This is a genomic window from Bacillus sp. Pc3, from assembly GCF_000815145.1.
GTDB classification, from domain to species: Bacteria; Bacillota; Bacilli; order Bacillales; family Bacillaceae; genus Bacillus; species Bacillus velezensis.
Genome location: NZ_CP010406.1, coordinates 747,808 through 760,377, shown reverse-complemented (window position 1 = coordinate 760,377; position 12,570 = coordinate 747,808). Strand labels below are relative to the sequence as shown.

Genomic DNA, 12,570 nt, shown 5'->3' with positions numbered 1-12,570 from the left:
ATGTTTTGCGAAAGAAAGAGAGGCGTTCACGCATGAGCGAAGTATTGGCAACATATCTTCTGACAGACACAACGGACAGTGAAAAGCGGGCGGAACAGATTGCGGCGGGGCTGACGGTAGGCTCCTGGACTGACCTGCCCCTGGTGAAGCAGGAACAGCTCAGAAAACATAAAGGGCGGGTCGTAAAAGTTGAGGAGAAAGAAGGAACCTCAGAAAACGAAACACAATCCGTCATCACCATCGCCTATCCCGAGGCGAACTTTTCAAGAGATATTCCGGCCGTCCTGACGACGGTATTCGGAAAGCTGTCACTGGACGGAAAAATAAAATTGACTGATCTTGAATTTTCCGAAGGGTTTAAACGCTCCCTTCCCGGGCCGAAATTCGGTATATACGGCATCCGCAAACTGCTGGGCGAATTTGAAAGACCGCTTCTGATGAGCATATTTAAAGGCGTGATCGGACGGGATCTCGCCGACATTAAAGAACAGCTCAGACAGCAGGCGCTCGGCGGCGTGGATCTTATTAAAGATGACGAAATTTTCTTTGAAAATGAACTGGCTCCGTTTGAAACCCGCATTATCGAAGGAAAACAAGTCCTGAAGGAAACCCGGGAGGAGACGGGGCATAAAACGCTGTATGCCGTAAACCTTACGGGAAGGACCGCTGAATTGCGGGATAAAGCGAGGCGCGCGGCAGAACTCGGGGCGGACGCGCTTTTATTGAATGTGTTCGCTTACGGTTTAGATGTGATGCAGAGCCTTGCTGAAGACAGGGAAATCCCGCTTCCGATCATGGCGCATCCGGCAGTCAGCGGCGCGTTCACATCATCTCCCGTTTACGGCTTGTCGCATGCGCTTTTGCTCGGCAAGCTGAACCGCTATTGCGGCGCTGATTTCAGTTTATTTCCGTCACCTTACGGATCCGTTGCTCTTCCGAAGGAGTCCGCGCTTGCAATCCATGATGAATGTGTAAAAGACGATGTCTTTCATCCGTCGTTTGCCGTCCCATCAGCAGGCATTCACCCCGGTATGGTGCCATTGTTGATGCGCGATTTCGGCATCGATCACATCATCAATGCCGGCGGAGGCATTCACGGCCATCCGAAAGGAGCCGAGGGCGGGGGAAAAGCGTTCCGCGCCATCATTGATGCGGTGCTTGAAGCGCAGCCGATTGAAGAAAAAGCCGCGTCGTGCAAAGATCTTCAGCTCGCATTAGACAAATGGGGAAGGGTGGAAGCCGTATGACCCGCACACCGCTGATTATTTGTGATTTCGACGGAACGGTCACCATGAACGACAACATTGTCAGCATGATGAAACAATTCGCGCCTCCTGAGTGGCTTGAATTAAAAGACGGTGTTCTGTCTAAAAGCATATCAATCCAAGAAGGAGTCGGACGGATGTTCGGACTGCTGCCGAGCAGCTTAAAAGAAGAACTGACCGGCTTTATTCTGAAGGATGCGAAAATACGGGACGGCTTTTTGGATTTTGTCTCGTTTGTCCGGTCAAACGGCCTCCCGTTTTATATCGTAAGCGGGGGAATGGACTTTTTTGTGCATCCGCTTTTGGAAGGGATCGTAGAAAAGGAGCGGATTTTCTGCAATCATGCATCCTTTGACAATGAATATATTCATATAGACTGGCCGCACGCCTGTGACGGAGACTGTACCAATCAATGCGGCTGCTGCAAACCGTCAGTCATCCGTAAGCTATCCGATCAGCAGAAATTTCTCATTATGATCGGTGATTCGGTCACGGATGTCGAGGCTGCAAAGTTGTCCGATATGTGCTTTGCGAGAGATTATCTTTTGACTGAATGCAAAGAACTCGGCCTCCGGCATCTGCCTTTTCAAGATTTTTATGAGGTGAAAACAGGCATTGAAAACATCGGGGAGGTGCAGGCATGGCTGCAAAAGAAGAACGCTGGCGCGAACTTGCCGAGGTAAAACGCGAGCTGGCCGAAAGAGACTGGTTCCCGGCAACGAGCGGGAATCTTTCCATCAAAGTATCCGACGGGCCGCTGACTTTTCTCGTTACGGCGAGCGGAAAAGACAAACGAAAAGAAACAGACGAAGATTTTCTCTTAATCGATGAGTACGGGAAGCCCGCTGAGACCGGCCATTCTTTAAAACCTTCAGCGGAAACGCTTCTCCATACTTACTTATACCAAAAGACAGACGCGGGCTGCTGTCTGCATGTCCATACCGTCAATAATAATGTCATCTCAGAGCTTTACGGGGATGAAAAACAAATCACTTTTCAGGGGCAGGAGATAATTAAGGCGCTCGGATTATGGGAGGAAAACGCGTCCGTGACCGTTCCGATCATTGACAATCCGGCGCACATCCCGGCATTGGCCGAAAACTTCGCGCACCATGCGGACGCCGGATCAGGCGCGGTGTTAATCCGCAATCACGGCATTACGGCATGGGGGCGGACCGCATTTGAAGCGAAAAGGGTGCTGGAAGCCTATGAATTTTTATTCAGCTGTCACCTCAAGCTTCTGTCACTTCGGCCGCAGCTGGTAAAATAAAAGGAGGAATAGAAAATGGCGACCATCAGAATTCATGACGAAAAAAATACGCTCATTGAACATCAGGAAGAAGTAGCGCGCTTCTTAGACGAACAAGAGGTGATCTATGAGCAGTGGAACATTGAAAAACTTCCGTCTGAGCTTTCGGAAAAATACGACCTAACCGAAGATGAAAAAGAACGGATTCTCGCGGCGTTTGACACGGAGATTCAGGACATTTCAGCCCGGCGCGGATATCAGTCTCAGGATGTCATTTCTTTATCAGACACCACGCCGAATCTTGATGAATTATTAAAAAACTTCCAAAGAGAACATCACCACACGGATGATGAAGTCCGCTTTATCGTCAGCGGACACGGCATCTTCGTCATTCAAGGCAAAGACGGCACATTTTTCGACGTCCGTTTAAATCCGGGAGATTTGATTTCAGTTCCGGAGAACATCCGCCACTACTTTACGCTTCAGGAAGACCGCCGGGTCGTCGCAATCCGAATCTTCGTGACGACTGAGGGCTGGGTGCCGATTTACGAAAATGAAAGTGTGCAAAACTGATAGACGCCCGAACCTCTCATGCACCGCCGGCATGAGAGGTTTTTTATTGTAATATAAAGTCAGCTGTGGCTGTTTTTTAAATCTTGAATATGCCGCATTCTGTTTATATCATTACCCGAATGGGTATTATTCTCGTATTCATGCTAAAGATTCCAATATGAAATGAAAAAATAAGTTATTTAGTAAAAAAATGTTTACAAATAAAGTATAATCTGTAATAATGCTCAATAACCCAATCAAACTTGTTTCCTATTCTTTTAGCGGTGAGGGGTGAAGTGAATGGGCAGTTATTCTGAACAAGAAAAATTGCTTGTATCTATTGATAAAAAAAGAAAAATGATGATAGATGCGGCTAACAGGCAAGGGTTTACAGGATATGACACGATCAGGCACAGCCAGGAACTGGACTGTCTGATGAACGCGTATCAGCAGCTGGTAAACCGTGATCGTACACATCACCAAGGAATACAGGGCCTTGTGAAGAAAATAGGCTTGTTCTCCCGCGGTGACGTCATGCCTGCATATGAAGCAAACAAATGATTGATGATAAAACAGATAACGAAGACTGAATGCGCTTCCTGATCAAGCGCCGCATCCGAAAGATGACCGCGTACAGTCAGCACATTTTTCCGCTGGCACGGCTCACGAAGCGCCTCGTACTATCTGCCGGCTATGATGCCGTTCCTCTGGTATATCCTCTTACACATACTCTTCTTTAAATAAAAAACACCCCGATCAGGGTGTTTTTTTCATCGAGAAGCGGCAGGAAGGGTAATGGTGACCTCTGTGCCCTTATCGACTTCGCTTTGAATGTCAATCGAACCGCCGTACATCAGCATGATTCGTTTACATACGACAAGGCCGAGGCCGGTGCCTTTTTCCTTTGACGTTACAAACGGAAGAAAAATGTGTTCAAGCATATCTTCAGAAATGCCCATTCCGTTGTCGGCCACCTTAATGACTGCTTTATGATCGCGGGCTTCTAAATAGATGGACAGCCGGCCGCCTTCCTGCATGGATTCCAGCGCGTTTTTCGCGACATTTAAAATCACCTGTTTAATATGGTCTTTCGTGCAGTTGACCTTGAGCGGCCGATTGACGAGTATCTCCACATTCACTTCCACATTGTATAGATTCCCTTCAGAATAAATAATCGGCATAATCTCATCAAGAATATCCTGCAGCGAGTTCACTTCCAACCGTTCGGCAGTGGGTTTTCCAAGCACTAAAAACTCACTGACAATCTGATTGATTCGTTTAATCTCCTGCTCAATAATTGAGAAATACAGCTGATCTTCCTCCGATTTGTATTTTTTCTGCAAAAGCTGAATGAAGCCGCTGATCCCTGTAAGCGGGTTGCGGATTTCATGGGCGGTGCTGGCGGCAAGCGTTCCGATCAGCTCCAATTTCTGCGCTTCATTTTGAGCGCGCTCCAGCTGGGTCTTGCGCTTAAGCAGATAATATTGAACGAGGATGAACAGAATATTCAGCAGCACGGCAATACTGGACATCGGCAGCAGCACGCTTTTGGTCAGCTCGTTCAGCTCAACCGGTTTCGGATAAACATTGATATTCCAATTAATATCATCCAGATAGCCGCTGACCGGTTTCACACCTTCTGATTGATCAGCCCGTCCGCTGGCAAATATCACTTTATTCTGATTGGTTGCCTTGACATAAACGTCAGGGCTCAGCATATTGATCATATTTCTCAAATAATCGACTTGTATGGCGGCTACTAAATAATCCGTGACTTCCCGTTTTGCGTCTAACACCGGCACGCAGATCGTGAAGATGCGCTGGCCTGTAATTCTGCTGGAGTAGTCATTTGTGATGACCGTTTTTTTCGTCTTTTTCGCCTTCGTAAAATACGGTCTGTCGGCCAAATTCACCTTTGATTTCAGATCAGTCGTGCTTGCGATGACATCACCTTTGGAATTCAGCATATACAGTCCGCTGAATCTGGGTTCATCCTCAAAAGCCTGATCGAGAATGTCAATGATCTTTTCTTCATTGACAGGCTTATCGACAGCGATCGCAAGTGTTGTCATCCGGGCTTTTGTTTCACCGATTAAATAATTGAGCTTATTGCGGTGAAGGTTGAGCATCATACTGGCTTCCTGTATGTGTTTATCGGCTATTTTCTGCTTTTCTTTTTCATAAATGAAAAAGCTGATAATAAGTGCCGGGATGATCACCAATATGAGATAAAGCTTGATCTTTCCCCGGGCACCTTTAAATGTATTCACTCTGCATCGCTCCAACATTACACTTGAATAGAGGTATTATATCATTTTTATACTTCTTTAATAAGAAAAAATAACCAAAATGATAGAAAAACAAATTATTTTATTAAGGTCTGACAAAAAGAAGAGAAATTTTGGAAACATTTTTGTTGACATTTTTCATTTTGTTTATTAATGTTTCTCTGTAACGGTTTCTTTTGTAAAAGGATGATTGAATGTATGACGGATAAAACAGAAAACTCATTGAAATTATTTATTGTACTGTCACGTGCGTACCGATCTATTAACGACCATATGAATAAACATATTCATAAGCACGGCCTGAACCCGACGGAATTTGCGGTGCTTGAGCTGCTGTACCACAAAGGCAAACAGCCGCTTCAGCAGATCGGCGACAAAATTTTATTAGCGAGCGGAAGTATTACATACGTTGTTGACAAATTAGAGAAAAAAGAACTTCTCATCAGAAAAGCCTCGCCGACTGACAGAAGAGTGACTTTCGCACAGATTTCCGAAAAGGGAATCCGTCTTTTGGACGATATTTTCCCTGATCATGCTGACGAAATTAAAGAAATGATCAGTGTGCTGAGTGATGAAGAGATAGAAATGTGTACGGAAATGCTGAAAAGAGTGGGGTTAAACGCTAAACATTTTCATCAGAAATAAAAAAGGAAGCCATTCTGAAAGGCTTCCTTTTTTATATTACTGATTTTGGTCGGTCGCGGCGTTTCTAGGCTGTATCAATACCTCGACGCGCCTGTTTTTGCTGCGCCCTTCGGCGGTTTTGTTCGACACGGCCGGTTTATACTCTCCGAAACCTTTGGCGCTGAATACTTTTGCGTCAAGTTTCGGGTTTTCTGTCAGAATAGCCATGAAGTTGACGGCCCGCATGACGCTTAAATGCCAGTTAGATTGATATTGTGAGTTTTTAATCGGTACATTGTCCGTATGTCCGCTGATAATAATGTTCCTTGGCGGATTCAGCACAAGGAGATTCGAGATTTCCTTGGCAAGCGGAATATCTTCCTGACGGATATCCGCCCGTCCGGAATCAAAAAAGATACTGTCTTTAATGGTAATTAAGAGTCCTTCTTTAGTCAGCTTTGTTTCCAGCTGAGTTTCAAGCTTTTTATTTTTTATAAATTGATTGACTTGCTTTTGCACGCCTTCAAGTTCTTCGCGGTCGGCTGCTTCTCTTTCTTTCTTTTTCTGTTCTTTATCTTTTTCCTTGTCTTTTTTTAACTGATCAACGCCGTCTTTTTCGTTTTCAGGAGGGGTGACGCTTGAATATTCAAGAACACCCGTGCCTCCGGTAAACACGGCGTTAAATGATTTAGACAGCATTTGGAATTTCGCCGCATCGACCGAGCTCATGGCGAACAATACAATGAACAGAGCCAAAAGAAGGGTGAGCAAATCCGCGTACGGGATCAGCCAAGACTCATCCACATGCTCGTCATCATGCTTCTTCTTCTTTTTTCTCGCCATTGTTTGCCTCTCCTTCTTGTTCAGCGACTTTTGCGCGTTCATTCGCAGGAAGATACATGAGAAGTTTTTGTTCGATCACTTTCGGGGCCTGTCCTTCAAGCACTGACAGAACGCCTTCGATCATGATTTCACGCAGTTTGACTTCCTGCTTTGATTTGCGTTTCAGTTTGTTGGCGAAGGGATGCCATAGTACATATCCTGTGAAAATCCCGAGAAGGGTGGCGACAAAAGCCGCACTGATGGCATGTCCGAGCGCCTCGGTATTGTTCATGTTGGAAAGAGCCGCGATAAGGCCGATGACCGCACCCAAAACGCCGAGTGTCGGCGCATATGTGCCGGCTTGTGTAAAGATGGCTGCGCCGGCCTGGTGTCTGTCTTCCATCGCTTCAACTTCCTCAGTCATAATATCTCTGATAAATTCTGCGCTTTGTCCGTCAACCGCCATACTCAGGCCGTTTTTCAAAAATGCGTCATCCACGTCTTCAATGCTTGCTTCCAATGCGAGCAGACCTTCACGTCTGGCGATTTGCGCCCATTGAGAGAACATAGGAATTAATTGCGCAATTGTCAGCTGTTTGTTTTCTTTAAACAGCACTTTAAAAAGGGCAGGCACTTTTTTGATTTCTTTTCCGGGGAATGCGATGATCACCGCAGAAATCGTACCGAACAAAATAATCAGAATAGCTGCCGGGTTAGCGAGTGCGCTTAAGCTGACCCCTTTCAGCACCATGCCCACGCTTAAAGCAATCAAGGCGAGGATGATACCGATAATCGATGTTTTATCCATAGTTTTCACCAAATCCTTTATACTAGCTTTCTATGGTTAATATCGGTGGCAGTGCATGGAACTTTAGGGTGATTGAGAAATTGTTCCCGAATTCTTCACAGTTTCTCCCTTTCGGCATGGAGAAAGAAACAAAAAAGCGGCTCCCCGCGAGGAGGGAACCGCTTTTTTCTTATTGTGCCCGGACTTTGATGCCGTCCTCTTCCATTACGACATGGAAGGCTTTTATTTCGTTGTCATCCAATAAGAGATCTGTCATTTCGTCCTCGATCAATTCTTGGATGGTTCTTCTGAGCGGGCGTGCTCCGAAAGCTGGGTGGTAGCCGATTTCAGCGATTTTTTCTTTCGCTTCGTCCGTTACGCTCAGGCTGATGCCGCGCTCTTTTAATGTGTCTTCAAGCTCTGTGAGAAGCAGGCTGACGATTTTCACGAGATGTTCTTTTTTCAGGGATTGGAATTCAATGATGCTGTCAAACCGGTTTAAAAACTCCGGTTTGAAGAACGCGCTCAGTGAATCAATCAGCGTTTGTTCCTCCAGGACGCTCTCTTCAGATTGGAATCCGACTTTCACCTGTTTTTCGCCGGTTCCAGCGTTGCTTGTCATAATCAAAACGGTATCTTTGAAGCTGACCGTTCTGCCCTGGCTGTCTGTCAGACGGCCGTCCTCCATAATCTGCAGAAACATATGCTGGACATCAGGGTGGGCTTTTTCAATCTCATCGAGCAGCACGATGCTGTACGGATTGCGGCGCACTTTTTCCGTTAATTGACCGGCTTCATCGTGTCCGACATATCCCGGCGGTGAACCGATGATTTTTGATACGGCGTGTTTTTCCATGTATTCACTCATATCGAGACGGATAATGGAATCTTTTGTACCGAACAGTTCATCTGCGAGTGTCTTTGATAACTCGGTTTTTCCGACTCCGGTCGGTCCGACAAAGAGGAAGGAGCCGACAGGTCTGTTTTTGGATTTTAAGCCGGCGCGGCTTCGTCTGACCGCTTTCGCCACTTTTTTCACGGCTTTTTCCTGACCGATGACGCGCTGATGAAGATGCTCTTCAAGTTCCTTCATTTTGACTTGTTCATCAGCCTGGAGTTTTCCGACCGGAATGCCTGTTTTCTGTTCAATGATGGCTTGAATATGCTCCGCCCCGATTTCAGGTGAAGAGGCCGGTGTTTCATGCGCCAGCTGCTTTTCCAACGCCGCTTCTTCATCACGCAGTTTCGCGGCAAGCTCATAATTTTCTTCATGAAGCGCTTTTGTTTTCTCCGCGTCAATTGCTTTGAGTCTCTCAGCCGCATCTTCTTCATTTACGGTATCAAGCTCCAGGTTCGCCTTAGAGCCGGCTTCATCTAATAAGTCGATCGCTTTATCCGGCAGGTGGCGGTCCTGAATGTAACGGGATGAAAGCGTAACACAGGCGTTTATCGCTTCATTGCTGAATGTGACGCCGTGGTATTTCTCGTATTTATCTTTAATGCCTTCCAGAATGCTGATGGCTTGTTCTATTGTAGGCTCGTGAACCATGACAGGCTGGAAGCGTCTTTCAAGCGCCGCATCTTTTTCAATCTGGCGGTACTCTTTCAGCGTTGTCGCCCCGATGACCTGCAGCTCGCCTCTGGCAAGCGCCGGTTTCAGGATGTTCCCGGCATCCATTGATCCCTCGGCAGAGCCGGCGCCTACAAGAAGGTGAATCTCGTCAATGAACAAGATGACGTTTTTCCGTTCTTTTAATTCGTTCATTAATTGTTTCATTCTTTCTTCAAACTGGCCTCTGATCCCTGTATTGGCGACGAGAGAAGCGACGTCAAGCAGGTAAAGCTCTTTGTTTTTCAATTTGTTCGGCACATCGCCTTCAGCGATTTTAAGCGCGAGGCCTTCTGCAATAGCCGTTTTACCGACGCCCGGCTCACCGATCAGCACCGGATTGTTTTTATTCCGGCGGTTCAAAATTTCAATTACGCGCGCCACTTCATGATCGCGGCCGATCACAGGGTCAATCAGACCTGCTTTTGCGCCGTTTGTGACGTTTTGAGCGAGCTCGTCGAGCAGGCCTTTTTCAGAGCAGGCCTGCTGTTTATTTTGATTGGGAGCGAAACCTTGCTCAAACGGGAATCCGAATGATTGCGGCCCCATGCTCATAGACGGTTTTCGGGTTAATTCTGTATAACATGTTTCACATAAAACGAATTGTTTTTGAATGGAATTGACTTGCATGTTCAGGCGAATCGTCGCCTCGTTTTTCTGACAATGTTGACAACGCATTTGCCAAAACCTCCTCGAAAAATGTTTGATCATCTTTGACCAAATGAATTAGAAAATAAGGTCTTAACTTTGACCTTCTTTGATTAATAGTATACTCTGACCTTCTTTGACTTTCAAGTGTTTTGTTTCAAACCCTGAAAAATAAATGTTTACAGCATGATAAGTGATATTTGTGAGGTTTGATTATTTTTGACCAATATAGTCAGAAAGGAAATGAAATGTTTTGACCTTTCTTGATGAAGAGTATACGCCGGCCCTTTTTTTCTTTCAATATTTTTGCTTAGAGGAGAGAGCTGAATCTGTTTTCTCCGGGGAAGGACGATTTGTTCGTCTTTTCGGGCGACTTGTCTCATAAGCATATATAAAGGCCAGGACAAATCTGCGCTTAGCCGGAGGGTGAAATGGGACAAACAAAAGGTTCTGCAAGTCAGCTTGCATTTGTATACGTAGGCACGGTTGTAGGAGCCGGTTTTGCCACGGGACGGGAAATCGTTGAGTTTTTTCTGAAGTTTGGCTGGATCGGTCTGTTCGGTATCGTGGTAAGCGGTCTGATGTTTACATATTTAGGCGCCAAAATCATGATCATTTCCAAACGGATTCATGCAGCATCTTATCAGGAATTGAACACATATTTATTCGGCCAGTCCATCGGCCGCGCCGTGAACATGTTTATGATGTTTATATTGCTGGGAGTGACCTCTGTCATGCTGTCCGGAGCGGGAGCGCTGTTTCATGAACAGCTTGGCTGGTCCGCACAAGCGGGGATCCTTCTGACGATCGTACTGAGCTTTGCCGTCATGACAAGCGGCGTTAAAGGTGTGTTCGGCGTCAATATATTGGTTGTGCCGCTTTTAATTTCCTTCTCTTTTATCGTGACAGCAGATTCATTTGTATTTACAAGCACGAGAAACGCGGACGAATGGGTATGGCCTGACAAGTGGAATTGGCTTTTGTCCGCCGTCTCTTACGGCGCGTTAAATTTATCGCTCGCCCAAGCCGTCCTTGTGCCGCTTGCGAATGAAATGTCTTCAGAGAAGGTGATCAGAAGGGGGGCTTATTTTGGCGGCGTTCTGTTGACACTGGTGCTTGCCGCGAGCTTTTTATCATTATCGGTGCTGCCGGATGTGCTGGAGTTTGACATTCCGATGGCTCAAGTCGTCTATTCGTATTCGCGTTCGCTTCATATCATTTATTTGTTTATTATTTTCGGAGAAGTGTTTACGTCGGTCATCGGTAATTTATACGGATTGGAAAAACAATTAAACAGTTTTCTTCATATAAAAAGTACATATATTTACGGCGGCATTTTGGCGTTTGCTTTCATTATCAGCCAAATCGGCTACGGACAGCTGATTTCCACCGTTTATCCGGTGTTTGGGTATGTGAGCCTCGCTTTCATCGGCGCATTGATTTGCAAAAAAATCCCGAAAGAAAAATAAGGATATAAGGAAAATGTCTGTATTTTTTGGGAATTCCCCTTCTTTTTTCCTGACATTTCTGTATAATGAATTGGGAAATGATGGGGAGGAGTAAGAGATGAAAGCTCGACGTGTATTATTGGGATTTATTTTTATTTGTATCGGCATTGCGTTTTTTTTACAGAGGGCGGGAGTTATTCATATATCCGCAGGTTCGGCGTGGCCGTTTCTTTTCATTATAATGTCCGCAGGGTTTCACGCCGGATTTATTTTTGCGAAAAAAACGCCTGACCAGGCGGGACTGCTCGTTCCGGGCGGTATGTTTTTTGTGCTGGGCTGCCTGTTTTGTTTTGAAACGGCAACGGGATGGACGTATTCAGGCGTGACGTGGCCTGTTTATATATGGGCGCCTGCTCTCGGTCTGTTTGAGCTGTGGTATTTCGGCGGGAGGAAGTTAGGTGTATTGATTCCTGCTTTCATCCTGACAGCCGTGGGAGCACTATGCTTTGCCGGTATGCTGATGACGGGGCTGTGGCCGCTTTTGATCATCGCAGCCGCGCTTTTGTTTCACGCCGCTGCCTTTATGCAGCCGAAAAAAAGATCGGGCCTTCTTATTCCGGGCGGCATTTTGCTTGTGACGGGCGGGTTGTTATGGTTTGAAACGCTGACGGATTGGACATACGCAAATGTGACATCGCCTGTCTACCTCTTTGCCGTTGCGTTCGGCCTGTTTGAAGCCTGGCTGTTCGGCAGAAGGCAAAGAGGGCTTTTGACTGCTGCGGCGGTTCTGTGCGCCGCGGGCATTTTCGGCATATTCACCAATGCAAATGAAGTCATCAGCGAACGCGGCTGGCCCGCTCTCATTCTTTTGCTGGGCGCCGCTTTTCACATTCCGATTTTCGGCCCGAAACCTGTCAAAAACGCGGGACTTCTCGTACCGGGCGGCATCTTATTGATTACGGGGATCTTGTTTGCCTTTGAAACGGCAACCAATTGGTCCTACTCCGGTGTGACATGGCCTGTTTACCTGTTGGCAACGGCATTCGGTTTATTTGAGCTGTGGCTGTTCGGCGGGAAACAGAAGGCGCTGCTCATCCCGGTTGCGGTGCTGACCTTGACAGCACTTTGCTTTATGATGACGAATCAGCCGATCATTCCGGTTTCTGTTTTCTGGCCTGCTTTATTTGTTCTGATCGGGATTGCGCTGATGGTATTTCCGGGGAAAAAACGCGGGGCTTAAACCCGATTTGGCAGCCTGACACAGGGTTCAGGCTGTTT

General features: G+C 46.4%; 12 protein-coding genes. 8 read left to right on the top strand and 4 right to left on the bottom strand.

All coding sequences use genetic code 11. The features are described from left to right. The first annotated feature begins 32 nt into the window (after nucleotides 1-32). The 5 genes from mtnW to SB24_RS03010 all read left to right on the top strand — a co-directional run bounded on the left by mtnW (nucleotide 33) and on the right by SB24_RS03010 (nucleotide 3,627). Nucleotides 33-1,247 (top strand): 2,3-diketo-5-methylthiopentyl-1-phosphate enolase, encoded by a 1,215-nt coding sequence (mtnW, locus tag SB24_RS03030; RefSeq protein WP_015239734.1) that lies wholly within the window; start codon nucleotides 33-35, stop codon nucleotides 1,245-1,247. Continuing rightward, a complete protein-coding gene (gene mtnX / locus SB24_RS03025; protein WP_015417340.1) occupies nucleotides 1,244-1,948 on the top strand; it encodes a 2-hydroxy-3-keto-5-methylthiopentenyl-1-phosphate phosphatase in 705 nt (234 codons plus the stop codon). The genes mtnW and mtnX overlap by 4 nt, the downstream gene beginning before the upstream one ends. Then, nucleotides 1,906-2,535, top strand: a complete 630-nt coding sequence (locus SB24_RS03020) for a methylthioribulose 1-phosphate dehydratase (RefSeq protein WP_031378783.1) — start codon at nucleotides 1,906-1,908, stop codon at nucleotides 2,533-2,535. Before mtnX ends, SB24_RS03020 begins: the two co-directional genes overlap by 43 nt. A gap of 15 nt (nucleotides 2,536-2,550) precedes the next feature. After that, the gene (locus SB24_RS03015) at nucleotides 2,551-3,087 is read left to right on the top strand and encodes a 1,2-dihydroxy-3-keto-5-methylthiopentene dioxygenase (RefSeq protein ID WP_007408465.1); all 537 of its coding nucleotides are present in this window, start codon (nucleotides 2,551-2,553) and stop codon (nucleotides 3,085-3,087) included. 279 nt (nucleotides 3,088-3,366) lie between these two features. Then, on the top strand, nucleotides 3,367-3,627 hold the full coding sequence (locus SB24_RS03010; RefSeq protein WP_003154690.1) for an aspartyl-phosphate phosphatase Spo0E: 261 nt from the start codon (nucleotides 3,367-3,369) through the stop codon (nucleotides 3,625-3,627). 209 nt (nucleotides 3,628-3,836) lie between these two features. Here the strand turns inward: SB24_RS03010 and SB24_RS03005 are convergent, their stop codons facing one another. Then, the gene (locus tag SB24_RS03005) at nucleotides 3,837-5,354 is read right to left on the bottom strand and encodes a sporulation kinase KinD (protein ID WP_046559543.1); all 1,518 of its coding nucleotides are present in this window, start codon (nucleotides 5,352-5,354) and stop codon (nucleotides 3,837-3,839) included. Between the two features lie 198 nt (nucleotides 5,355-5,552). On the opposite strand from SB24_RS03005, the gene SB24_RS03000 reads away from it, so the two are divergent. Continuing rightward, nucleotides 5,553-5,999 (top strand): MarR family transcriptional regulator MhqR, encoded by a 447-nt coding sequence (locus tag SB24_RS03000; protein ID WP_015417342.1) that lies wholly within the window; start codon nucleotides 5,553-5,555, stop codon nucleotides 5,997-5,999. A gap of 36 nt (nucleotides 6,000-6,035) precedes the next feature. Here SB24_RS03000 and motB read toward each other — a convergent pair whose 3' ends face one another. From motB to clpE, 3 genes are all read right to left on the bottom strand, one after another. Next, on the bottom strand, nucleotides 6,036-6,821 hold the full coding sequence (gene motB, locus SB24_RS02995; protein ID WP_003154685.1) for a flagellar motor protein MotB: 786 nt from the start codon (nucleotides 6,819-6,821) through the stop codon (nucleotides 6,036-6,038). Next, nucleotides 6,793-7,608, bottom strand: coding sequence for a flagellar motor stator protein MotA (gene motA, locus SB24_RS02990; protein ID WP_007408461.1), 816 nt, complete (start codon nucleotides 7,606-7,608; stop codon nucleotides 6,793-6,795). The genes motB and motA overlap by 29 nt, the downstream gene beginning before the upstream one ends. Nucleotides 7,609-7,777: 169 nt before the next feature. After that, nucleotides 7,778-9,874: an ATP-dependent protease ATP-binding subunit ClpE gene (gene clpE / locus SB24_RS02985; RefSeq protein WP_039251659.1), complete on the bottom strand. Its 2,097-nt coding sequence runs from the start codon at nucleotides 9,872-9,874 to the stop codon at nucleotides 7,778-7,780. A gap of 401 nt (nucleotides 9,875-10,275) precedes the next feature. On the opposite strand from clpE, the gene SB24_RS02975 reads away from it, so the two are divergent. Together SB24_RS02975 and SB24_RS02970 are read left to right on the top strand one after the other, a co-directional pair. Beyond that, nucleotides 10,276-11,313: a YkvI family membrane protein gene (locus SB24_RS02975; RefSeq protein ID WP_020953988.1), complete on the top strand. Its 1,038-nt coding sequence runs from the start codon at nucleotides 10,276-10,278 to the stop codon at nucleotides 11,311-11,313. 97 nt (nucleotides 11,314-11,410) lie between these two features. Further along, nucleotides 11,411-12,532 (top strand): hypothetical protein, encoded by a 1,122-nt coding sequence (locus SB24_RS02970; RefSeq protein WP_039062977.1) that lies wholly within the window; start codon nucleotides 11,411-11,413, stop codon nucleotides 12,530-12,532. Nucleotides 12,533-12,570: the final 38 nt, after the last annotated feature.